23 protein-coding genes, 2 tRNA genes, 1 other RNA gene and 1 other annotated feature are annotated in these 21,565 nt (G+C 60.0%); of the genes, 12 read left to right on the forward strand and 14 right to left on the reverse strand.

What is annotated here, in order from left to right:
* Nucleotides 1-870, forward strand: an 870-nt coding sequence (locus tag B3H64_RS04555; protein ID WP_286733343.1) for an AAA family ATPase, incomplete at its 5' end; no start/stop codon positions are given.
* 140 nt (nt 871-1,010) lie between these two features.
* On the opposite strand, the gene rplL is transcribed toward B3H64_RS04555, so the two are convergent.
* The 7 genes from rplL to rpmG form a co-directional block, all read right to left on the reverse strand.
* Complete coding sequence (gene rplL, locus B3H64_RS04560) at nt 1,011-1,391, reverse strand: 50S ribosomal protein L7/L12 (protein ID WP_050618200.1); 381 nt, start codon at nt 1,389-1,391, stop codon at nt 1,011-1,013.
* Between the two features lie 63 nt (nt 1,392-1,454).
* Nucleotides 1,455-1,991, reverse strand: a complete 537-nt coding sequence (gene rplJ, locus B3H64_RS04565) for a 50S ribosomal protein L10 (RefSeq protein ID WP_050618201.1) — start codon at nt 1,989-1,991, stop codon at nt 1,455-1,457.
* 16 nt (nt 1,992-2,007) lie between these two features.
* Nucleotides 2,008-2,140: a sequence feature (ribosomal protein L10 leader region), on the reverse strand.
* A 75-nt stretch (nt 2,141-2,215) separates the two neighbouring features.
* Complete coding sequence (gene rplA, locus B3H64_RS04570; protein ID WP_050618202.1) at nt 2,216-2,908, reverse strand: 50S ribosomal protein L1; 693 nt, start codon at nt 2,906-2,908, stop codon at nt 2,216-2,218.
* Nucleotides 2,909-2,926: 18 nt separating this feature from the next.
* Nucleotides 2,927-3,352: a 50S ribosomal protein L11 gene (rplK, locus tag B3H64_RS04575; protein ID WP_050618203.1), complete on the reverse strand. Its 426-nt coding sequence runs from the start codon at nt 3,350-3,352 to the stop codon at nt 2,927-2,929.
* Nucleotides 3,353-3,443: 91 nt separating this feature from the next.
* A complete protein-coding gene (gene nusG / locus B3H64_RS04580; protein ID WP_050618204.1) occupies nt 3,444-3,968 on the reverse strand; it encodes a transcription termination/antitermination protein NusG in 525 nt (174 codons plus the stop codon).
* A gap of 10 nt (nt 3,969-3,978) precedes the next feature.
* Nucleotides 3,979-4,296, reverse strand: a complete 318-nt coding sequence (secE, locus tag B3H64_RS04585; protein ID WP_050618205.1) for a preprotein translocase subunit SecE — start codon at nt 4,294-4,296, stop codon at nt 3,979-3,981.
* 40 nt (nt 4,297-4,336) lie between these two features.
* On the reverse strand, nt 4,337-4,501 hold the full coding sequence (gene rpmG / locus B3H64_RS04590; protein ID WP_033119311.1) for a 50S ribosomal protein L33: 165 nt from the start codon (nt 4,499-4,501) through the stop codon (nt 4,337-4,339).
* Nucleotides 4,502-4,817: 316 nt separating this feature from the next.
* On the opposite strand from rpmG, the gene ruvX reads away from it, so the two are divergent.
* Nucleotides 4,818-5,243 (forward strand): Holliday junction resolvase RuvX, encoded by a 426-nt coding sequence (gene ruvX / locus B3H64_RS04595; RefSeq protein WP_050619573.1) that lies wholly within the window; start codon nt 4,818-4,820, stop codon nt 5,241-5,243.
* Between the two features lie 5 nt (nt 5,244-5,248).
* On the opposite strand, the gene B3H64_RS04600 is transcribed toward ruvX, so the two are convergent.
* The 6 genes from B3H64_RS04600 to B3H64_RS04625 all read right to left on the reverse strand — a co-directional run bounded on the left by B3H64_RS04600 (nt 5,249) and on the right by B3H64_RS04625 (nt 9,218).
* Entirely contained in the window at nt 5,249-5,650 is a 402-nt protein-coding gene (locus tag B3H64_RS04600) for a sulfite exporter TauE/SafE family protein (protein ID WP_050618206.1), read from the reverse strand.
* Nucleotides 5,647-6,015 (reverse strand): sulfite exporter TauE/SafE family protein, encoded by a 369-nt coding sequence (locus tag B3H64_RS04605; RefSeq protein WP_050618207.1) that lies wholly within the window; start codon nt 6,013-6,015, stop codon nt 5,647-5,649. Before B3H64_RS04605 ends, B3H64_RS04600 begins: the two co-directional genes overlap by 4 nt.
* A 76-nt stretch (nt 6,016-6,091) precedes the next feature.
* A complete protein-coding gene (locus B3H64_RS04610; protein WP_050618208.1) occupies nt 6,092-6,805 on the reverse strand; it encodes a tRNA threonylcarbamoyladenosine dehydratase in 714 nt (237 codons plus the stop codon).
* A 66-nt stretch (nt 6,806-6,871) separates the two neighbouring features.
* Nucleotides 6,872-8,500 carry a peptidylprolyl isomerase gene (locus tag B3H64_RS04615; protein WP_050618209.1) on the reverse strand — a complete coding sequence of 543 codons (1,629 nt, stop codon included), beginning with the start codon at nt 8,498-8,500 and terminating at the stop codon, nt 6,872-6,874.
* Nucleotides 8,501-8,696: 196 nt separating this feature from the next.
* Nucleotides 8,697-8,898, reverse strand: a non-coding RNA gene (gene ssrS, locus B3H64_RS04620) — 6S RNA.
* A 17-nt stretch (nt 8,899-8,915) separates the two neighbouring features.
* On the reverse strand, nt 8,916-9,218 hold the full coding sequence (locus tag B3H64_RS04625; protein WP_050618210.1) for a DUF1292 domain-containing protein: 303 nt from the start codon (nt 9,216-9,218) through the stop codon (nt 8,916-8,918).
* Nucleotides 9,219-9,558: 340 nt separating this feature from the next.
* Here B3H64_RS04625 and B3H64_RS04630 point away from each other — a divergent pair, with 340 nt between their 5' ends.
* The 4 genes from B3H64_RS04630 (at nt 9,559) to B3H64_RS04645 (ending at nt 15,600) form a co-directional block, all read left to right on the forward strand.
* Entirely contained in the window at nt 9,559-12,282 is a 2,724-nt protein-coding gene (locus B3H64_RS04630; RefSeq protein ID WP_286733367.1) for a transglycosylase domain-containing protein, read from the forward strand.
* 155 nt (nt 12,283-12,437) lie between these two features.
* Nucleotides 12,438-13,211, forward strand: coding sequence for a uridine phosphorylase (udp, locus tag B3H64_RS04635; protein WP_050618212.1), 774 nt, complete (start codon nt 12,438-12,440; stop codon nt 13,209-13,211).
* A gap of 153 nt (nt 13,212-13,364) precedes the next feature.
* Entirely contained in the window at nt 13,365-14,900 is a 1,536-nt protein-coding gene (locus B3H64_RS04640; protein WP_286733369.1) for a DUF1538 domain-containing protein, read from the forward strand.
* Nucleotides 14,893-15,600 (forward strand): hypothetical protein, encoded by a 708-nt coding sequence (locus tag B3H64_RS04645; protein ID WP_050618214.1) that lies wholly within the window; start codon nt 14,893-14,895, stop codon nt 15,598-15,600. The genes B3H64_RS04640 and B3H64_RS04645 overlap by 8 nt, the downstream gene beginning before the upstream one ends.
* A 61-nt stretch (nt 15,601-15,661) precedes the next feature.
* On the opposite strand, the gene B3H64_RS04650 is transcribed toward B3H64_RS04645, so the two are convergent.
* Nucleotides 15,662-16,624: a DUF4397 domain-containing protein gene (locus B3H64_RS04650; protein WP_286733370.1), complete on the reverse strand. Its 963-nt coding sequence runs from the start codon at nt 16,622-16,624 to the stop codon at nt 15,662-15,664.
* Nucleotides 16,625-16,847: 223 nt separating this feature from the next.
* On the opposite strand from B3H64_RS04650, the gene B3H64_RS04655 reads away from it, so the two are divergent.
* The 6 genes from B3H64_RS04655 to B3H64_RS04680 form a co-directional block, all read left to right on the forward strand.
* Entirely contained in the window at nt 16,848-17,303 is a 456-nt protein-coding gene (locus B3H64_RS04655; protein WP_050618216.1) for a MarR family winged helix-turn-helix transcriptional regulator, read from the forward strand.
* On the forward strand, nt 17,293-18,723 hold the full coding sequence (locus B3H64_RS04660; RefSeq protein ID WP_050618217.1) for an MATE family efflux transporter: 1,431 nt from the start codon (nt 17,293-17,295) through the stop codon (nt 18,721-18,723). Before B3H64_RS04655 ends, B3H64_RS04660 begins: the two co-directional genes overlap by 11 nt.
* Before the next feature lie 265 nt (nt 18,724-18,988).
* Nucleotides 18,989-19,900, forward strand: a complete 912-nt coding sequence (locus B3H64_RS04665) for a cell wall hydrolase (RefSeq protein ID WP_242853716.1) — start codon at nt 18,989-18,991, stop codon at nt 19,898-19,900.
* A gap of 112 nt (nt 19,901-20,012) precedes the next feature.
* Nucleotides 20,013-20,099 (forward strand) — tRNA-Ser (locus tag B3H64_RS04670).
* 34 nt (nt 20,100-20,133) lie between these two features.
* Nucleotides 20,134-20,224 (forward strand) — tRNA-Ser (locus B3H64_RS04675).
* A 414-nt stretch (nt 20,225-20,638) separates the two neighbouring features.
* A partial coding sequence (locus tag B3H64_RS04680; protein WP_286733374.1) for a hypothetical protein occupies nt 20,639-21,565 on the forward strand: 927 nt, incomplete at its 3' end.

A 21,565-nucleotide genomic window follows, 5' to 3' on the forward strand; every position in this document is an offset into this window, starting at 1 on the left:
TTTCCTTTTTGGATCATTGAAAAAAAGCCTATCAATGAGGAAAAAGATGAGAATGATTTCATAAAAGAACCTCCGCAAATTGATGTTGGAGAGGTATCCTTACTCTCTCAAAAAATCTGTGAAAAGCTCAGAGGACATGATGAGTTTAAAAAAGATTTCCACAAAAATCTGCTCAAATTCTTTTTCCTTAACAGAATGGGCGAACAGAAAATATTATCAATTATGTTATGTGGAAATTCGGGAATTGGAAAGACGCAATTCGCTAAGTTTATATCAGAAACAATGTTTCCAAGAGAGCCACTAATAAAAATCAATTTTGGCAATTATTCCACAGAAGGAGTTTTAAATAGTCTAATAGGTTCTCCACTTGGGTATGTTGGAAGCGAAGAAGGTGGGGAGCTAATCAACAAGATAACTACATCTAAAACAAAAATTATACTCATTGATGAGTTTGAGAAAGCGACTCCAAGCGTCTACAATTTCTTTTATGAATTGTTGGAAGATGGTATATTTACGGATCGACACGGCACAGAGCACAATCTTAATGGGTACATTATAGTTTTTACCTCAAATATGACCCAGAGTGAATATTCAAAGAAAATTCCTGATTCCTTAAAGTCTAGGTTCGATATGGTTTATTATTTTGTTGATTTGCCTATAGAAGAAAAACAGCAATACATACAAGTTACGGCACTTCGCTTAATTGAAAAGTTGGAAAAGAACTTTGGGAGAAAAGTCAATATTCAAGATATTAGTTTAGAACTATCTGAATTATCTCAATATAACAATCTAAGAAATATCAAGAAAGCAGTTGAGGATAGAGTGTTTAATGCTTTTCTAGATATTTATGTAGATGGAACGAGCAAATAAAAGGAAAAGGGTATCGCTGTATTATGAGCGATACCCTTTTTGCACCTGTTTGTCAGCCGTTAAGTTTATATGTTTTTGATACTTCCTTATCGGTGTTCACCAAATGGGTACGGACCTCTTTTTATACGGGGGAAAGAAACTTACTTCAGCTCGACCTTGGCGCCGGCCTCTTCCAGCTTCTTCTTCAGCTCCTCGGCCTCATCCTTGGAGACGCCCTCCTTGATGGCCTTGGGAGCGGCCTCGACCAGAGCCTTGGCCTCAGCCAGGCCCAGGCTGGTGATCTCGCGGACGGCCTTGATGACCTTGATCTTCTCAGCGCCGATCTCAGCCAGGACGACGTCAAACTCGGTCTTCTCCTCAGCAGCAGCAGCGGCGGCAGGAGCGGCAGCAGCGGCGACGGCTACGGGAGCGGCGGCGGAAACGCCGAACTCATCCTCGATGGCGTGGACCAGCTCGGACAGGTCCAGAACGGTCAGAGCCTTGATCTCTTCCAGAATAGCAGTAACTTTTTCGCTAGCCATGATATTTACCTCCAAAATGTTGTTTTGTTTCATTTGAGCAACCTGGGAAAAAGAGCACGTACCTTAGCCGGCCTTCTGATCGGCGACGGCCTGGAGTGCGCGGGCCAGACCGCTGATGGTGGCGTCGAGGGAGACGGCCAGACCGCGGACGGGACCCTGCATGGCGCTGAGCAGCATGGACAGCAGGACTTCCTTGCTGGGCAGCTCGGCCAGCGCATTGACCCCGGCCACGTCGATGACCTTGCCATCCACGAAGCCGGCCTTGATGACAAACTTCTGACCGTTCATCTTCTTGGCGAACTCGGCCACCACCTTGGCGGGAGCCACGGGGTCATTGGCGCAGACGGCCAGAGACGTGGTGCCGTTCAGGACGGGCTCCAGCTCGTCCAGACCGGCGTTCTTTACGGCAAACCGGGTCAGGGTGTTCTTGACGACCGCGTAGTCCACGCCGTTCTTGCGCATCTCGGCGCGCAGAGCGGTATCCTCAGCCACGGTGATGCCCTTATAGTCCACGAGGACGCCGCCGGCGGCCCCCTGGAGCTTCTCGGTCAACTCGGCCACGATGGCCTGCTTCTCACTGAGTACCTTTGCATTCGGCATATTGTTTCACCTCCGTCAAAAGCACAAAAAAGTGCTGTCTTCACGTCCAAGACATGAAGACAGCACGAAAAAACATTCGACTGGCTTCCTCGGCAGGATTTACGGGGAATGACCCCACCTGCTGTCTCTGGAACGCGAAATATAATATATCAGCTTTTGGTCGGCTTGTCAAGAAAAACAGAGCAAGTTTAAGCCAGGGTATGTTCCTTGGAAAATACCGGACCTTACATCAGCTTGGCGCCGTTGACCTTGACGCCGGGTCCCATGGTGGAGGCCACCACGCAGCTCTTGATATACTGACCCTTGGCGGCGGCGGGCTTGGCCTTGACAATGGCGCTCATCAGAGCGCTGAAGTTCTCGGCCAGCTTCTCGGCGCCAAAGGAGACCTTACCGATGGGGCAGTGGATGATGTTGGTCTTATCCAGACGATACTCCACCTTACCGGCTTTGATCTCGGTGACGGCCTTGGCCACATCGGGGGTGACGGTGCCGGCCTTGGGAGAGGGCATCAGGCCCTTGGGGCCCAGGATCTTACCCAGACGGCCCACAACGCCCATCATGTCGGGGCTGGCGACCACCACGTCATAATCAAACCAGTTCTCCTGCTGGATCTTCTGAACCATGTCCATCTCGCCCACAAAGTCGGCGCCGGCGGCCTTGGCGGCCTCGGCCTTGTCGCCCTTGGCGAAGACCAGCACGCGCTGGGTCCTGCCGGTGCCGTGGGGGAGGACGATGGCGCCGCGGACCTGCTGATCGGCGTGACGGGAGTCAACGCCCAGCTTCACGTGGAGCTCCACGGTCTCGTCGAACTTGGCGGGAGCGGTCTTGACCACCAGATCCATGGCCTCGGCGGTGTCATACAGCATGGCCTTATCGATCTGCTTTGCGCTGTCCTGATATTTCTTACCTCTAAACATCGTATTTCCCTCCTTCCCTTATTCTCCGACCACGACGCCCATGGAACGGGCGGTGCCGGCGATCATGCTCATGGCGGACTCGATGGAAGAGGCGTTCAGATCGCGCATCTTGGTCTCGGCGATCTTGCGCACGTCCTCCTTGCTGATGGTGGCGACCTTCGTCTTGTTGGGGACGCCGGAACCAGACTCGAGGTTGCACGCCTTTTTGATGAGCACGGCGGCGGGAGGGGTCTTGGTGATGAAGGTGAAGGAACGGTCGGCATAGACGGTGATGACCACGGGGATGATGAGGCCCACGTCATTTTTGGTCCGCTCGTTGAACTCCTTGGTAAAGGCGGCGATGTTCACGCCGTGCTGGCCCAGAGCGGGACCGACGGGAGGAGCGGGAGTCGCCTTGCCGGCCGGAATCTGCAGTTTTACGTAACCAGTTACTTTCTGTGCCACAATGAGCACCTCCTACGAATAAATGTGGTCGGACGGAATCCGGTACGGATTCCTCCCACGTGCGGGGGGAGGGCGCGTTACGCGCCCGGGTTCAGCTTTGGACGGGCTCCACCTGGTCCAGCTCCAGCTCTACCGGGGTCTCCCGTCCGAACATGGATACGACCACGCGGACCTTGCTGCGGTCCAGGTCGATCTCCTCCACGGCACCAAGGAAGGACTCCAGAGCGCCGTCGGTAATCTTGACGGTATCGCCGACCGCGTAGGCGACCACCACTTCCCGCTTCTCCACACCCAAGGCGGAAATTTCGTCCTCGGTGAGGGGGATGGCCTTGGTGCCGGAGCCCACAAAGCCGGTGACGCCGCGGACGTTGCGGACCAGATGCCAGGACTCGTCGGTCATGATCATCTTGACCAGCACATAGCCGGGAAACACCTTGCGCTCCACGACCTTGGGGCCGTTGTCGGTGATCTCGGTGACGGTTTCCAGGGGAATCTTCACCTCGTCGATGAGATCATGCATGTTGCGGTTTTCCACATGCTTTTCGATGGTGGCCTTGACCGTGTTCTCATAACCGGAATAGGTATGGACCACATACCACTTCGCGCTATCAGCCATGACCCGCTCCCTAGGCCTTGCCGGCCAGAGCCAGCAGCGCACGCACGATGGCGCCGGCCAGACCGTCGAAAATCCAGATGCAGGCGCCCACCACGATCACGCATACGATGACGGTGATGGTGTTGCTCACGGTCTGCTTGCCGCTGGGCCAAACGACTTTTTTCAGCTCGCTCTTCATCTCGCGGAACCAGCGTCCGATGCGCTGGAAGATGCCGGGCTTGGACTTTTTATCGTCCTTCTTGTCCTTCTGAGCCTTCGCAGGCTTGCTGGGCGCGGTCGTCAGCTCCTCGTCCGTCGTGGCCTTTTCGATCTTCTCGTTCTCAGACATTCAGTTACACCCTTCTTTCTTGTGACACTTCCGCAGCTCATCACTTGGTCTCGGTGTGAAGCGTGTGCTTTCTGCAGAAGGGGCAGTACTTGTTCCGCTCCAGACGGTCGGGGGTATTCTTCTTGTTCTTGTTGGTGACATAGTTGCGCTGCTTGCACTCGGAGCATCTCAGGGTGATCTTCACCCGCGCGCCGGCCTTTGCCATGTTTCGGCACCTCCTTTAATATATGACCGCTTCCGGACATAAAAAACGCCGGACCCGGCCTTGTCCGCCGAATCCAGCAACGTAAGGCGCGCATAGGCGCCGAGACGCTACGGTGAGGATTCGGCATTGTCTGCCTCCCTATGTCCGCCTGAGGCGGGGAAGGGTTTTGCCCGCATACACCGTAAAAATGCGCACAAAAAAAGAGCCCTTTTCATAGGTAAGATTAGAGTACCACATTTGACGGGAAACGTCAAGGGGAATTTTCATTGACAATCCGGGGTTTTGCCCTGATAATGGAGGAAAAAGGAGTGAAATGATGCGTATCATGGCAATTGACTACGGCGACGCCCGGACGGGCATCGCCATTTCAGATGCGACCGGCCTGTTGGCCGGGCACACCGCGGTCATCCAAAGCCGCAGGCCGGAAGTTGTGGCGGAGGAGATTGCCCGGCTGGTCCGGGTGCACGGCGTGGAGGAGCTGGTCCTGGGCTTTCCCCGGAACATGGATGGGACCGAGGGCCCCCGGGCAGAGCGGTACCGGGCCTTTGCCGAGCAGGTGGCCGGGGCGGCGGGGCTGACGCCGGTGCTCTGGGACGAGCGCCGCACCACCATCGAAGCCCACGCCATCCTTCATGCCGGCGGGAAGAAGATGAAGAGCCACAGGAAAAATGTGGACGCGGTGGCGGCTGCACTGATTTTGGAGGGGTATTTGACCAGAAAGCGAATGGAACCCCGGGAGTAGCGGCGCTACGCCGATCCTGGGGGAATATCTGTTTCGGAGTCGGACTCCTTTGGGGCCCTCCGGAACAGCTCGGTCACGCCGATATAGAGCAGGAAGGCCCCGAAAAAGCGTCGGAGCAGGGTCACGTCCAGGGCGGTGGCCACCCAGGCGGCCAAGGCGGTGCCGGCCAGTCCAGCCGCGATGGCGGGGAGGGCGGCGGGCTTGTCCACGTAACCGTTTTTTAGGTGGGCGGGCAGCGCAGTGGCGGCGGTGGGGAGGAAGTAGAGCAGATTGATGCCCTGGGCCAGATGCTGTTCCACCCCGGCAAAGGCGGTCATGTAGATGAGCAGCAGGGTGCCGCCCCCCACGCCGAAGCCGGAGAGTACACCGGTCGCGGCACCGGCCAGGACCGGGACGAGCCAGCTCACAGGCCGAAAAGCGACTTTGCGCCGCCGTAGAGGATGAGCAGGGCAAATGCCCGGCGCAGCCAAATCATGTTGACGCGTCGGAAGAGCTTGCCGCCTGCCCAGCCGCCAAGGAGGCCGCCCGCCAGATAGGGGAGGGCGGCCGTCAGGTCCAGCCCACCCCGGAAAAAGTAGATGACGGAGGACAGAATGCACAGCGGCAGGATAACAGCTACTGAGGTGGCAAAGGCCCGCCGCTGGTCCAGCCCGCACCGCCGGGTGAGAAATGGGACCAGCACCATGCCGCCTCCGCCGCCAAAAAAGCCGTTGGCGATGCCGGCGAGCCCGCCCGCTACCGCGGGAGCCAGCCAGGCTCGTTTTCGTTCCATAAAAAAACATCCCCCCATTGGCCTTAGTTTGCCAATGGGGGGATGTTTTATTCCCAGCACAGGAAGAAAGCGGCTGTCACCGGACGCCGGTCAGGTCCCGGACTACCTCGCTGGCCAGCAGCAGTCCGGCGGTGGCGGGGACCCACACTACGCTGGCGGGGACGCTGCGGCGGCCGGGGGGTGGGGATTCCGGCTGAGCCGTCCTGCGGGCCTCCTCTGGGGACCAGACTACCTTGTGGTGACGGATGCCTCGTCGGCGCAGCTCTCTGCGAACCACCCGGGCCAGCGGGCAGCCCTCGGTCTTTTCGATGTCGCTGACCCGGAGCAGAGAGGCGTCCAGCTTGTTGCCGGTGCCCAGGGCGGAGAGGATGGGGATCTGCCGTTCCAGGGCGGTCTGGATCAGGTCCAGCTTGCAGGATACCAGATCAATGGCGTCCACAATATAGTCGAACTGCCCTGCAAAAAATTCCTCCCGGCTCTCGGCGGAATAGAGAAAGGAGAGGGGGGTAACCCGGCACGCGGGGTTGATGTCCCGCACCCGGGCGGCCATTGCCTGAGCCTTGGGCTGATCCAGGGTGGAGTGGAGCGCCTCCGCCTGCCGGTTCAGGTTGGAGAGCCCCACCGTGTCGTGGTCGGCCAGAGTGAGAGCCCCCACGCCGGTGCGGGCCAGAGCCTCGGCGCACCAACTGCCCACGCCGCCCAGGCCCAGCACGGCCACATGGGCGCCGGACAGGACCGACATAGCTTCGGAGCCCAGCAGCATCTCGGCCCGGAGAAACGCTTCAGACATAAGATCGCCTCCATGATAAAAGTTCCCGCAGAGGTGCCTGCCTCTGCGGGAACCGCGGTATGGGAGTTAACCGATGACCTTGGCCATGCCCTTTTCCACCGCGGCGGTGGGGTAGGAGGGCATCCGGCTCTCGATCCAGGCGTTGGTGTCGGCGCTGGATAGAGCGGACTGGGCGGTGTTCTTCCAGACCAGGGGGCCCCAGTCCTGGAAGTAAATCAGATGATAGCCCCACTGGCTGCTCTGGGTGTTCTGGATGACGCCCAGATCGCCGCTCTGGCGGCTTTCGTCCAGGCACCAGTTTTTGAAATCGGCGAAGAAGCTGGTAGACTGGGTCACCTTATAGAAGCCGCCGTTGGTGTTGGAGCCGGGGTCCTCGGAATAGGTTTCCGCCAGCTTGGCGAAGGAGTCGGCCGTCCGATCGCCGGCTTCGAACTCGGCCTGGATCGACTCGATCTTGGCCTTGGCAGCGGCGTACTGCTCCTCGGTGGGCTCGGGCGTGGTGGTGGTGCCGTCCTCGTTCTGGACGGGCTCGCCGGTCTCGGCCATGACCAGGATATGGCGGATATCGGCGGAATAGTGGGTCGTGTCATCCAGCCAGCGGCCGTGGAACTGGAGCACATAGTAACCGCTGCTGCTCTCCACCACGGTGACGTCGCCGTCCTTTCGGGCGGAGTCGGTCAGCCATTCGGCGTAATCATAGGAGGCGACGGCGCTGCCCAGCCGGGTCTGCCGGTTGTAGTCGGGGTCGTCATAGTTGGCCTTGGCGTCCTCTGCGGCATAGTCCTTGGCGGCGGCGTTGAATGCCTCGCCGTCCTGGAGCCGGCGCAGCATGGCGTCGGCCTGGGTCTTGGCCAGGCCCATGGCGGCGGCCTTCTCCGCGTCGGTAGCCTCCACAGTGTTGCCGTCGGCATCCGTCTTGGCGGCGGGGGCGCCGCTGATATAGAAGGCACGGAAGTCGAAGGTATCCATGGTGTCGGCGTGCTCCTGGTAGTAGGCGGTCAGCTCCTCGTCGGAGTAGGTAAGGCTCTCCTGATAGTGCTGGGCGTACTCACTGGCCAAGGTGGAGTTGGTGAGGTGCTCACGGAAGGTGCTCTCGGTCATATAGGGACCGTAGACCGCGCGGAGATAGGCGGCCAGCGTATAGCCGTAATCGGTGGCGGACTGCTTGTAGCTGGTGACGGACTCCTCGACGCTCTGCTTGCCTGCGTCGGAGAGGGTGTAGCCGTCCTCAGCGGCGGCGGCGCACAGCAGGGCCTCGTTCTGCAGGGCCTCCAGGGCGCGGTCCTGGAAGAACTGGGCGTAGGTCTGTCCGGCCTCGGCGGTGAGCCCCACATACAGGCTCAGGTTCTGGGCGGTGGTGTCGTCGATGGTCTGCTGGTCGTCGGCCAGGGAGGCGTTGTAGGTGACCAGGCCGTAGTTGGCGTAGTTGCGAATGGTCTGCTTGGCGTTGTTGTAATAGAAGGCCACGTCGCCGACGGTATACTGCTTGTCGCCCACGGTGGCGGCTACGGTGCGCCGCTGGAAGAAGTTCGAATTCCAAACCAGCAGTGCGATGACCAGGACAGCGCAGACAATGCCGATGACGGTGTAGAGGATCTTCTTGCTGCGGGCCTTCTGGGCCTCTTCCGCCTCGCGGCGCTGCTTCTCGCTGAGTCCATCGCCCTGACGCTGCTTTTTTTCTCTGGATGCGCTCATGTATTTCAGTCCTCTCGTTGTTGTTCAGTACACATCAGTGCATTATACAGGATATGGACATGGCTTTCAAGCCTAAAAACACGCTCCGGGCGGAGAGAATGCCGATATTTTACAGAACGTTCAAAATATATTTCCCCGTTTGGGCAAGAAAAATCCGCCTTTATCGTCCGTAGATAAAGACGGAGAAGAAGAGAAAAAAGCTCCCGCTCTGGCCGTGTGGCCCTGATTAAAACCTGCACGCAACGGCAGGTGGGTCGCCTCCGCGCCGCTTTACTGCTTCCAACTTCCGGCACAGGCGAAGCCTGTGCCGGGAGGCCTGCAAGCCACGGCGCGAGGGGGGCGTCCCGTTTCAGAGATGTGGGTTTAAAAAGAAACCATCACGCACCGAGCAGGAGTGATTTGCGTCTGAACGCCCTTATTCGTCCTCGTCCTCAAACAGTTCCTCCATAAACTGCTGATAGACGGCCTCCAATTCTTCCTCGCTGTCCAGGGTGGAGAGCTGTTCCTCACCGTCCACGGAGACCACCTTCAGGATGATGAGGCCGGCGTCCTCTTCCTCATCGGCGGGAGGCTGGCCGTTTTCGTCCGCGTACTCGGCGGGGAAGAAGGCCATGTAGACGGAGCCGTTGAACTCGATGGTGTCCAAGTGCTCCAATTCGATTTCGTGTCCGTCCTCATCGGTGAGGGTGATAAAATTGCCGCCGTACTCGTCGCTCATGGTGGCACCGTCCCTTCTGTTCTTGGCCTTATTCTACCCCGGAGACGGAAAAAATGCAAGTGGGGGACATACCAAATTTTCCGACCCGGCGGCATCTGCACCAAAAAATGGAATTTTTTAGGGTGGACAAATCAACAAAATATGCTATAATAACAGCAAGGTCCGCGCCCTCGACGCGGGCTCCGCCGTGGCGGAAAAAGATTCCGCCGCGGCGGAATGCTTATATGCCCCCATGCGGGCAAAGCGGCTGTACGGCGGACCGCGGGTCTGCACGGACCGGACAGAGAACGTATGTATAGGACCGTACGGCGGCGCACCGCCGGGAACGGAGGTTATTTATTTGGCAGAGACAAACCACACGCCCCAGAGCCCGGGTCCCGGCCGGAGGCGCAGGAAACGGGCCGCCGGAGCAGAGATCGCCCTGAATATTTTGAAGGTATTGGGCACGCTGTTGCTCATCGGTATCACCACCGGCGCCATCCTGGCCTGTTTTGCGGCCGTCTACATCAAGACGGTCATCATGCCGCAGGCGCCGCTGGACCTGACCAAGTTTTCCGTGGACCTGTCCACCACCATCTATTACACGGATCCGAACACCGGCGCGGACGTGGAGTGGCTGACCGTCCACGGGGACGAGAACCGCAAATGGGTGTCCTATGCGGATATCCCGGAAAACCTGGTCCATGCGGCGGTGGCCATCGAGGACAAGCGGTTTTACGACCACCACGGCGTGGACTGGCTCCGGACCGCCCGAGGAGTGCTCACCATGTTCACCGGCGGCGATATCCAGGGCGGCTCCACCATCACCCAACAGCTCATCAAAAATGTGACTGAGCAGGACGAGGTGACGGTAAAGCGGAAGATCCTGGAGATCTTCCGGGCGCTGGACTTTGACCGCAACCACTCCAAGGAGGAGACCCTGGAGTGGTACCTGAATTATATTTATCTGGGGGAGAACTGCCGGGGCGTCTATACGGCCTCCTATGAGTATTTCGGCAAGGACGTCTCCGAGTTGACGCTGGCCGAGTGCGCCAGCCTGATCGGCATCACCAACAACCCCTCCATCTATGACCCCTACCTGGACCTGATCATCACCGACCCGGAGACGGGCGAAAAGGTGACCAACGTCCAGCGCAACAAGAACCGCCAGGAGAACATCCTCTATCAGATGCTGGATCAGGGTTACATCAGCCAAGAGGAGTACGACGCGGCGGTGGCCCAGGAGCTGGTCTTTGTCCGGGGCGAGGACACCAGCAAGCCCAAGGTGGTGTATACCTGGTTCCAGGACCAGGTGATTCGGGACGTGATTCAGGATCTGGTGGACAGCGGCAACGGCTGGTCGGAGGAGTACGTCAAGCAGATGTTCTACAGCGGCGGCCTGTCGGTGTATACCACCTTTGACCCCAAAGCCCAGGCCGCGGTGGACAGTGTGTATGAAAACCTGGACAACCTGCCCTACATCTCCAACGACGGGCAGCAGCTCCAGTCCGCCATCGTGGTGATCGACAACGCCACCGGCAATGTGGCCGCCCTCTCCGGCGGCATGGGGGAGAAGGAGAGCAGCCTGATTTTCAATCGCGCGACCCAGGCGGTCCGGCCCTCCGGCTCCTCCATCAAGCCCCTGTCGGTCTACGGACCGGCCATCGACATGGGACTCATCACCCCCGCCACTGTCATTGACGACTCGCCGTACAACAACAGCCGGGCGGGCGGCTGGCCCATCAACACGCCCGCCGGCTACCGGGGCCTGACTATGGTGTCCGACGCCCTCAAGCGCTCGGTCAATACCGTGGCGGTCAAGATCATGGCCAACTACAGCTCCCCGGAGCTGGCCTATCAGTACCTGACCGGCGAGAACGGCTTCGGCATCACCACTCTGGTGGAGTCCAAGGAGATCAACGGCCAAACCTACTCCGACATCGACATCGCCCCCCTGGCCCTGGGCGGCCTGACCAACGGTGTGACGGTCCGGGAGATGGCGGCCGCCTACTCCGCCTTTCCCCGGAACGGCGTGTATATTGAGTCCCGCACCTACACCAAGGTGCTGGATTCCAACGGCGAGGTCCTGCTGGACAACCAGCCAGAGACCCATACGGTGCTTAAGGAGTCCACCGCGTGGTATATGAACACCATGCTCCAGAGCGTCATGACCTCCGGCGGCACTGGCTCCAGCGGTCGGTTTGACGGCATGTCCATGGCGGGCAAGACGGGCACCACCTCCAGCCGGAAGGACCTGTGGTTCGCGGGTTACACGCCCTACTACACCGCGGTGGTGTGGACGGGCTACGACCAGCAGGAGCGGCTGGGCTCTTCCCTGAACAACCCCTCCATCGGCCTGTGGCGCAAGGTGATGAGCCAGCTCCACGAGGGCTTGGAGAATAGGAGCTTTGCCAAGCCGGAGAGCGTGCAGACCGTGACGGTACAGGTCTGCAAGGACAGCGGTATGAAGGCTACCGAGTACTGCAACAAGGATATCCGCACCGTCACCGGACAGGGGGAACGGGTGGTCAGCGTGACCCTGGCCGCCGGAGACGCGCCGACCGAGTTTTGCACCTACCACGTCCCCATCACCATCTGCTCCAACTCCCCCATTAAGGACGCGGAGGGCAATTCCACCGGCGTGTTCCATCTGGCAGGCCCTTATTGCCCGGAGGAGAGCCAGATGGAGGTGTCGGTGGTGGACTTCCCGCGGCGGGAAAACCTGAATGCGGCCGGGATCGGCGCGGTCAGCGTGTCGGACAACATCTTCTTGAAGGAGTACCTGGACAATCTGGGCCAGGCGGCCTACTGCGATCTGCACACCACGCAGCCCGTGGCGCCCGAGACGCCCAAGGTGGTGGACCCGAGAGATCCCGCTACCTGGCCGGGCCCGGAGGATTACCCCACGGTGGAGGAATGGGAGAAGTTTGACCCGTATGACCCCGCCACCTGGCCCGTGGGCTGGCCGGAGGCGGGCTCCGGCGGGGGAAGCGGCGAGACTGTGCCGCCCACAGAGCCCCCCACCGAGGCGCCGCTGCTGCCAGAGGGGCCGGACGACAGTGAGCCGTATGTCCCTGCCGCCTGATCCAATGCATCCGATCTGCCCCCGGCCGGCCCCTGCCGGCCGGGGGCGCCTGTTTGAAACGGTGGGAATCTTGCAAAGCGCAGGAAAAAACGCTATAATGAGACCTACAGAATCAACCGCACAGCGGCATGACCGCATATTTTGGAGGTGAGTCCATGCACCAGCATGAGCAGCAGTTTCATATCAAATGCGCCCCGGGGGACGTGGGCCGGTACTGCATCCTGCCCGGCGACCCGGGCCGCTGCGAAAAAATCGCGGCCTATTTTGACGACCCGGTGAAGGTGCAGTCCAACCGGGAATATACCACCTATACCGGCAAGCTGCTGGGAGAAAAGGTTTCGGTGTGCTCCACCGGTATCGGCGGCCCCTCTGCCGTCATCGCCATGGAGGAGCTTGCCGCCATCGGGGCAGATACCTTTATCCGAGTGGGTACCTGCGGCGGCATCGCCCTGCCGGTCAAGAGCGACGACGTGGTTATCGCCACCGGTGCCGTGCGCCATGAGGGCGCCAGCCGGGAATACGCCCCCATCGAATTCCCAGCCGTGTCCGACTACCACGTCCAGGAGGCCCTGGTGGCTTCGGCCAAGGCGCTGGGCAAGCCTTGGCACGCCGGGGTGGTGCAGTGCAAGGACTCCTTTTATGGCCAGCACGACCCGACGCGGATGCCGGTCGGCTATGAACTGCTGGCCAAGTGGGAGGCGTGGAAGCGCCTTGGGGTCCTGGCTTCTGAGATGGAGTCCGCCGCCCTGTTCTGCTGCGCCGCCGCCCTGGGCGTGCGCTGCGGCTCCTGCTTCCATGTGATCTGGAACCAGGAGCGGGAGGCCGCCGGTCTGGAACAGACCGAGAGCCACGATCTGTCCGCCGCCATTGAGGTGGGCATCGGTGCGCTGAAGCTGCTGATCCAAGAGGACCGGGAAAGGACCGAATAGGGCGGAAAACAAAACATTTTTAGGGAAACACAGGGCCGGTTAAGCCGGCCCTGTGTTCTTTACACAAAATTTACACGGTAAAGATTTACAGAAAAAGCCCTGTTATGGTAAAATAAATCGAACACAAAATATTTTCTGGTAAAGGAGGCGTCAATGAATAAGAGACTCAAGGAAAAGATAGAGGAGGCCCTGTCCTCGGTCGTACCGATCACGGCCATCGTGCTGCTGCTCAGCTTCACGATGGCGCCCATGCCGGTATCCTCCCTGATGCTCTTTCTGGTTGGAGCCCTGCTACTCATTGTAGGCGTGGGGCTCTTCTCGTTGGGCGTGGATCTGGCCATGATGCCCATCGGGGATGGGATCGGCAGCCAGATCTCCAAGGGGAAACGGCTCTGGAGGATCATTCCACTGTGCTTTGTCATCGGCGTGTTTGTCACCATTGCCGAGCCGGACCTGACGGTGCTGGCCCGCCAGGTTCCCGCTGTTCCGGATCTGGTCATCATCCTCACCGTGGCGGTGGGAGTGGGGGGGTTCCTGGCGGTAGCCGCGCTGCGGGCCAAGTTCGGCTGGCCCCTCAATAAGCTGCTCATCGTCCTGTACGGAGTGGTCTTTGTGATGGCCTTTCTGGTGCCCAAGGAGTTCCTGGCGGTGGCCTTCGATTCCGGCGGCGTCACTACAGGGCCCATTACGGTGCCGTTCATCATGGCATTGGGCGCCGGTCTGACCGCGCTGCATGCCGGCCGCCGCTCCGAGGAGGACAGCTTCGGCGTGGTGGCCCTGTGCAGCATTGGCCCCATCCTGGCCGTCATGGTGCTGGGGCTGTGCTACCGCACCTCAGAGCTCAGCTATACCCCGTTCTCCATCCCGGACCTGGAGACCACCGCCGATGTGGGGCAGTATTTTGCCGCCGGCCTGCCCGCCTACATGCAAGAGGTGGCGCTGGGCCTGCTGCCCATTGTGGCCTTTTTCACCCTGTTCCAGGTCGTCTCCCTCCGGCTCAAGCGCAAGACGGTCATCAAGATCGTGGTGGGTATGCTCTATACATATGTGGGGCTGGTGCTGTTCCTCACCGGCGTGAACGTGGGCTTCCTGCCCGCCGGACATTACCTGGGGGCTCAGATCGCCGGGCTGCCCTACCGCTGGGTGCTGATCCCCATCGGCATGGTGGTGGGCTATTTCATCGTGGCGGCCGAGCCCGCCGTCCATGTCCTCAACCAGCAGGTGGAGGATCTGACGGGCGGCGCCATCCCGCAGAAGGCCATGGGGCTGGCGCTCTCCCTGGGTGTGGCTGTGGCCCTGGGCCTGGCCCTGACGCGGGTGCTGACCGGCATCTCCATTCTGTGGCTGCTGGTGCCGGGCTACGCCATCGCTTTGGGCCTCAGCTTCCAGGTGCCCAAGGTGTTCACCGCCATCGCCTTCGACTCCGGCGGCGTGGCTTCCGGGCCTATGACGGCCACCTTCCTGCTGCCCTTTACCATGGGAGCCTGTGAGGCGTTGGGAGGCAACGTGCTCACCGACGCCTTCGGCGTGGTGGCCATGGTGGCCATGACGCCGCTCATCGCCATTCAGGTCCTGGGCCTGGTCTACCAGTGGCGGATCGCCCACGGCCCCGAGGAGCTGGAGCTGGCCCTGGCGGAGGGCGCGGACGAGATCATAAGCTATACAGAGGAGGACGAGGCCGATGGGTGACGCTGTGATCAAGCTGATGGTGACCATTGTGGACCGGGGACGGAGCTCCAAGGCCGTGGACCTGTTTAAAGCCGCCGGCCTGCCCTTTCACTATGCCTGTCTGGGCCACGGCACAGCCAATTCCGACATTCTGGACTATCTGGGCCTGGGGGAAACGCAGAAGGACGTGCTCCTCACCGCCGTCCCAGAGCCTGCGGCCCACGGCCTACTGGTCCGGGCGGCGGAAAAGCTCCAGTTGTCAAGCCCTGGAAAGGGGATCATCTTTACTATGCCGCTGTCCAGCGTTAGTGGCGTGGTGTCTAAAATTCTCAATCGCTCGGCGGCCCGGGAGGACTGGGGCAGGGAACAGGAGGGAACGTCTATGGCAGAAAAGGGGAAAAATGACCTGGTGGTGGTGGTGGTGAACCACGGCTGCACCGACCTGGTGATGGAGGCCGCCCAGGCGGCGGGAGCCAGAGGCGGTACCGTCCTGCACGCCCGCAGGCTGGGCTATGAGGAGGGGGAGCGGTCCGGAGAGGGGGCGGTCCGCCCGGAGAAGGAAATTGTAACCATCTTGGTACCGCGTTCCATCCGGCAGATGGTGATGGAGCGGGTGAGCAAGACCGCAGGAATCAACACGCAGGCGCGGGGCATCCTGTTTTCCCTGCCTGTAGATGAAATCGCGGGGCTGGCGCTGGCGGAGCCCCAGGCGGAGGTCTGAGGGGGCCTTTGCGGACTGAAAAACGCGGACGGCAGAGCCGTCCGCGTTTTTGCGCGTGGAATTAGAGGCTCTCCACGACCTGGACCTGCAAGGGCGGGGCGCCGTCCCAGCGGCCCAGCAGATAGAGAGAGTAGATGCTGTTGGCCTTGGCCTCTAGATAGAAGGAGGCCAGCGGACGCACGCCGCCGTAGTCGGATGAATCGTCATACGAGGCTACGGCGGGCAGATTGCCCACCGTCTCGATATCCGTGGGGTAGGGTGTGGGCAGCCAGGCGGCCTGCAGGATGGAAAAGCCGTACTCCTGAGGACGGGCCTGGCGGAAGGCGGTGACTTCTTTATAGCCTACATCGGAAAAGACCAGACGGCCGTCATCCAGAAAGATGTCCAGGGCGGGGCTGCCATAACACAGATTGACGGCCCGGATGCAGGCGCGTCCAGCAGGGCGGTTGTCGCAGGGCAGGTCGGAGATGCGCAGCAGGTCGAGGCCAGAGGAGGTATGTACCACGGCTATGGTGATGAGTTCCCCGGCACGGAAGGGCAGCGTCTGCTGAAACAGGATGGTGCGAGGGGTGTAGGCGCTGGTCACGGTGACCAGGCGGAAGCCGTCGGAGATCCGTGTGTAGCCGGTCCTGCCGCCGTAAGCCAGGCCGCTGGTCATCAACAGGGGGCCTACCGTGATGCGGACCGGCTCCAAACCCGCCGCCGCATGGAAAAAGCGCACCGTGCAGTAGTGGGGGGACGGCGGGATGGAGGGGGCGCCGGCCGGGCACCCGGGCAATTCCGTTCGGCCGGTAACGGGGGGAAGCGGGGCCACGGAGAACGGCTCCCTCTCCGTGTCCGGAGGCTCAAGCTGGCTCTCTTCGGGGAAGAAGGGGAAGGCGGCGGACGGTTCCGGCCCGGGGCCCTGCGGCGGTTCTTCGGGGACCAGAGGGGGCAGGGGGGCTGCGGGCAGCGCCATCTCCGGTAGGACGTCCGGCGGATTGCGCCCGGCAGAGCGATTGCCCGGCGTGAAAGATTCATCCATAATGAACGTGCGCTCCTTTCAATGGGTCTACCTCACTCTATGCGGAAAAGGGAATTGGGTGATAAAAGGGGCGAATCCTCTGGAGAAAACGGGGGAACTGCCGGAGCAAGATGGGAAACGGGGCCTCCATCCGGCGTATTGACGGTTGACGGGGCAAGAACGGGGCGATATACTATCTTTTGTTGAATATGCAACGATGATAGAAAAATGAAAGAGGGGCAGTATGAAAAAGACCTATTATCTGGGCCGGCACGCCTCAATCCTTTACCGGCAGGCCAACCGATTTTATGACCGGGAGCTGGCCCCGTACTGCATTGGCTGTGGGCAGCAGTTTTTCCTTTTGCGTATTTTTGAGCACCAGGGAATCAACGTACTGGACTTGGCGCGTCTGGGACAGTTTGACAAGGGAACGGCCACCCGGGCGGTGCAGAAGCTGGAGGAGGAGGGGTATATCCGCTCCGAGCCGGACCCGCAGGACCGGAGGATGCGGCGGCTCTACACTACGCCGACGGCGGAACCCATCGTGCAGAAAGTGTTTGCCGCCCGGGAGCGGTGGAATGGGATCCTAACCCGGGGCATGTGCCAGGAGGAGATCGAGCAGGCGGACAAGCTGCTCGCCCACATGGCGGAAAATGCTCTGAACTACATCCGACAGGAGGGATTGGACCGTGAGCCCTGAGCGTTCTGTCAGCGTGGAGGAGCGGGCGGCGGGCAATCCGCTGGGCTACCAGCCCATTGGACGGCTGCTGCTCAACTTCTCCATTCCGTCGGTCATTTCCATGCTGGTCAACTCCATCTACAACATCGTGGATCAGATTTTCATCGGCCAGGGAGTCGGGGAGCTGGGCAACGCCGCTACCACGGTGTCCTTTCCCATGGTGACGATCATGCTGGCCTTTGCCACCCTCATTGGCTCCGGCGGCAGCGCCTACGCCGCCCTTAAGCTGGGGGAGGGGAAGAACGAAGAGGCCGACCGCACGCTTAACAACGTCTTTGTCATGGCGCTGGGGGCCGGAGTGCTCCTGCTGGCGTCGGGGCTGCTCTTTTTGGAGCCGATACTCCGGGTGTTCGGCGCGGGAGAGGCCGTGATGCCCTACGCCAAGGACTACGCCTCCATCCTTTTGCTGGGAGCCCCCTTCAATATGATGGGCATCGCCCTGTCCAACATGGCGCGGACCGACGGTAGTCCCAGATTGTCCATGTACGGCATACTGATCGGCGCCATCTTGAACACGGTGCTGGATCCCATCTACATTTTTGTGTTTCACTGGGGGGTCAAGGGCGCCGCCATCGCTACCATCACCTCCCAGATCATCTCTGCGGTGATCCTGCTGGCCTACTTTGCCACCCGCAGCCGGCACATGCGCTTCCGCCTGTCCGCCATGCGCCCGGAAGGGAGCATCTGGGGCCGGGTGGTGTCCTTGGGGATCTCCGCGGGCATTACCCAGGCGGTCTCTGTGATCATGCAGATTGTGATGAACAACTCCCTGCTGTATTACGGCAGCCGCAGTGAGGTAGGCGCGGTGACGGCGCAGGCGGCCATGGGGATCGTGATGAAGGTAGCCATGATTCTGCTGGCCTTCTGCATCGGCATCGGCGTGGGGGCGCAGCCCATTCTGGGATTCAACCGCGGCGCACGAAAGTTTCATCGGGTCAAAGGCGCTTACCTCCGGGCCGTTGCGGCGGCCACGGTGGCGGTAACGCTGGGTTGGCTGCTGTGCCAGACCATCCCCCATGTGATTCTGAGCCTCTTTGGGTCGGCCAGCCCGGCTTTTACGGACTTTGCCGTCCGCAGCATGCGCATTTATCTGTTCGGCATCTTCTGCGCGGGATTTCAGGTGGTGTCCACCAACTATTTTCAGGCTACCGGCCAGCCCCTGAAGGCGTCGCTGCTGTCCATGCTGCGGCAGCTTCTTCTGCTGATTCCGCTGCTGCTGATCCTGCCCCTTTTCTGGGGACTGGACGGCATCCTCTATGCAGGTCCCATTGCGGATCTTTCCTCCGGCGTGATCGTAGCCCTCTTTATCCTCCCGGAAATGCGAAAGCTGGACCGGCAGGTGCAGGAGGAGGACGCACGGGCCGCAGCTTCCGGGCGGTAGCCCCTTGATACGGACAAAAAGCAAGCCACCGTATGCGGCGGCTTGCTTTTTGTCATTTCGGGACCGAAGGATTTTAACGTGCAAACAAACGAAAAAGCAGTCGGACAGGGGAGAAGGCAAACGAGGGAAGGCGTTGCGGCGCAGCAGGTCGGGGCATTCGACAGAAGGTCGGAAAAAATAGGGGTTGCAATTTTCTGAAAAATGGGTTACAATCTGGTTACAAAAAGTGAAGAACAAAAACAAACAGAAGGAGGAAGCACGTGACATGAAGTGGCGCACAGGATGTCTCATGCTTTGCCTGATGGTGGTGCTCCCCCTGGGAAGCAAGGCGCTGGCGGCGGAGGCCGCTACCGACGAAAAAGTGACGAATCTCTCCACACAGGTTGTCTTGGATGACGTCCAGGCGGCGGAAATCGGCAGGGAACACGCAGCTTCTCTGCCCAGCGGCCCCCTGTATCTGGTGGACGGCGAGCTGGTAGGCGACGAGAACCTGACCGTCTATCATGAGACCACCTATGTCTCTCTTCCGGAGTTCGTTCTGGCTCTGCAGCCGGACGCCTCGGTGTGCTGGGACGGCAGCCAGGTGGTAGTCCAGGCCAGCGGCCTGACCATGACGGCCAAGCCGGGCAACTGCTATATTGAGGCCAATGGCCGCGCACTGCATGTACCTGACGGCGTACTTTCCTTGAACAGCAGTACGCTGGTGCCGATTCGGACGGCGGCGCAGGCCATGGGGGCCTCGGTGGACTGGGACCAGGAGAACAGCATGATCTCGGTCCACAGTGGCACGGGCGCGATCACGCCGGCCGAGAGCTATTACGACAGTGACGACCTCTACTGGCTGTCTCACATCATCAACGCCGAAAGCGGCGGGGAGCCTCTGGAGGGGAAGCTGGCCGTGGGGACGGTGATCCTGAATCGGGTGTCCAGTCCCAGATTCCAGAATACCATCTATGGCGTGGTGTTTGCTCCGAACCAGTTTACGCCGGCCAGTACCGGGGCTATCTACCGGGAGCCGAACGCGGAAAGCGTCCTGGCCGCGAAGCTCTGCTTGGAGGGAGTCCGGGTGGGAGGCGAGAGCCTTTATTTTGTGAATCCGACCCGTGCGCCCAACAGTTGGGCGGCCCGGAACCGGCCTTATGTCACCACCATCGGCCACCACAGTTTCTATGCCTGAAAGAAAACCGGAGCCATTTCGGCTCCGGTTTTTTCTCCAGAATGATTGACAAACCGTGGCAATTATGGTATAGTAAATCTCGCGTTTGGCGCGCGGGCGGTACTCGGTCTGTGGAGAGATGTCCGAGTGGTTTAAGGAGCCGGTCTTGAAAACCGGTGACTCGAAAGAGCCGTGGGTTCGAATCCCACTCTCTCCGCCATTTATTTTCCATATTGATATGTGTCGATTGGCTTGGAGAAGTACCCAAGTGGCCGAAGGGGCTCCCCTGCTAAGGGAGTAGTGTGGGAAACCGCAGCGAGGGTTCAAATCCCTCCTTCTCCGCCATAAGGTAAGACCCTTGCAATTACTGAAAACTCAGTGGTTGCAAGGGTTGCCTTTTGCTTAAGATGATTTAAGAAGTAACGCGCTTCTTTCACAGCGCTTACGACACAGAATCTACACAGAATTTCGGTTAGTTTTGGCGCAGCTTTTCATTGATGAGCTGCGCCGTTTTTTTGCGATGCGTATCTCGAACATGAGTGTAAATATCCTGGGTCATCGCCGCCGTAGAATGGCCTAAAAAGTCCTGCGCGTCCTTTATTTACATCTACGTCGCATTCAAAGAGCATGGTTGCAGAGCTGTGCTGGAGCTCGTGCGCGGTCGTAGATATTCCAGTTTGCTCTGCGTATTCATTCCATAGCCTCTGGTATTGCATCTCGGTCAAGTGCATTTTCCCGTTGTCCTCTGAGAAGATGTAGATGGAATCCGCCTTCGCCGCCAGCAGCTACTCGGACCGCGTGGTCCCGCTGGAGAGTATCGCTGTTTTGGGGCAACTGGAACGCATTGCCCAAAATGGCGTGTATTTCAGCAATGAAGGCGACCGGCGTGGGCGGGTGCAGATTGCCGGATATGACCATCTCATGACCACGGTGTATATTGACGGAGCCCCGTATCTGGTTGATATGCGTGTCCGCGTGGAGGACGAAAGGGCGGGGGGCGGAAATCGACTGTACCACTTCACACCCGAAGCTATCGAAGTCACGAAAAAGAACGATGGCACAACATCCACGGCTGGACGTCACGCGACCAGCGTTCATAGCACGGATGTTGCACCATCTTCTGCCCCCATTATAGCAGATTCCTCCGCCGGTGGCAATACCCAGTCTGCCCAGGCCGGCCCGGAATCATCCGTGGGGGCTGCGCAGGCTGGGTTTACCGGGGACGAGGCGGGGGAGAGCGGCTTTCACGCGCCTTCCGCCATCCAAGACGCGGACCTGACGAGCGCATTTGGCGAGAATGGGGCCCAGGCATACCGCCTCGGGTGGCGGGGCGACATGGACGAGGCGGACTATTACCGGGCCTTTGCCCACGCCTACAACGCCGGGGCGGCGGGACGCAGCCTGGACAGCCTGAAGGATCGGACCTTGACCGACGCCCAGCGCGGGGCGGCATTCGAGTCCGGCAGGAGCGACGCCGACGCGGCGGCCCGAAAGGCCGGCTTCACCACCGTATACGGGAAGGACAGCGGTTTGGTATGGGACGACTATACCAAATCCATGGACCAGAAGGTGGCCGGGCAGGTAAACGATGTGGCCCAGCACTTAGGCGTCAAGGTGCAATTTGCCGACCGGGTGGCGGGCGGCGCGGCCAACGCCAAGATCGAAAACGGCGTCATCACCATCGCC

It is taken from the genome of Intestinimonas sp. UBA1698 (assembly GCF_002320075.1).
GTDB classification, from domain to species: Bacteria; Bacillota; Clostridia; order Oscillospirales; family Oscillospiraceae; genus Intestinimonas; species Intestinimonas massiliensis.

Bases quoted from the DNA above. Each gene is read 5' to 3' on its own strand.
- B3H64_RS04645 (WP_050618214.1), top strand. From the start codon at position 14,893: ATGGGTGACGCTGTGATCAAGCTGATGGTGACCATTGTGGACCGGGGA.
- secE (WP_050618205.1), bottom strand. From the start codon at position 4,296: ATGTCTGAGAACGAGAAGATCGAAAAGGCCACGACGGACGAGGAGCTG.
- rpmG (WP_033119311.1), bottom strand. From the start codon at position 4,501: ATGGCAAAGGCCGGCGCGCGGGTGAAGATCACCCTGAGATGCTCCGAG.
- B3H64_RS04665 (WP_242853716.1), top strand. From the start codon at position 18,989: ATGAAGTGGCGCACAGGATGTCTCATGCTTTGCCTGATGGTGGTGCTC.
- nusG (WP_050618204.1), bottom strand. From the start codon at position 3,968: ATGGCTGATAGCGCGAAGTGGTATGTGGTCCATACCTATTCCGGTTAT.
- B3H64_RS04605 (WP_050618207.1), bottom strand. From the start codon at position 6,015: ATGGAACGAAAACGAGCCTGGCTGGCTCCCGCGGTAGCGGGCGGGCTC.
- rplA (WP_050618202.1), bottom strand. From the start codon at position 2,908: ATGTTTAGAGGTAAGAAATATCAGGACAGCGCAAAGCAGATCGATAAG.
- B3H64_RS04650 (WP_286733370.1), bottom strand. From the start codon at position 16,624: ATGGATGAATCTTTCACGCCGGGCAATCGCTCTGCCGGGCGCAATCCG.
- B3H64_RS04615 (WP_050618209.1), bottom strand. From the start codon at position 8,500: ATGAGCGCATCCAGAGAAAAAAAGCAGCGTCAGGGCGATGGACTCAGC.
- B3H64_RS04610 (WP_050618208.1), bottom strand. From the start codon at position 6,805: ATGTCTGAAGCGTTTCTCCGGGCCGAGATGCTGCTGGGCTCCGAAGCT.
- ruvX (WP_050619573.1), top strand. From the start codon at position 4,818: ATGCGTATCATGGCAATTGACTACGGCGACGCCCGGACGGGCATCGCC.
- B3H64_RS04625 (WP_050618210.1), bottom strand. From the start codon at position 9,218: ATGAGCGACGAGTACGGCGGCAATTTTATCACCCTCACCGATGAGGAC.
- rplJ (WP_050618201.1), bottom strand. From the start codon at position 1,991: ATGCCGAATGCAAAGGTACTCAGTGAGAAGCAGGCCATCGTGGCCGAG.
- udp (WP_050618212.1), top strand. From the start codon at position 12,438: ATGCACCAGCATGAGCAGCAGTTTCATATCAAATGCGCCCCGGGGGAC.
- B3H64_RS04640 (WP_286733369.1), top strand. From the start codon at position 13,365: ATGAATAAGAGACTCAAGGAAAAGATAGAGGAGGCCCTGTCCTCGGTC.
- B3H64_RS04655 (WP_050618216.1), top strand. From the start codon at position 16,848: ATGAAAAAGACCTATTATCTGGGCCGGCACGCCTCAATCCTTTACCGG.
- rplL (WP_050618200.1), bottom strand. From the start codon at position 1,391: ATGGCTAGCGAAAAAGTTACTGCTATTCTGGAAGAGATCAAGGCTCTG.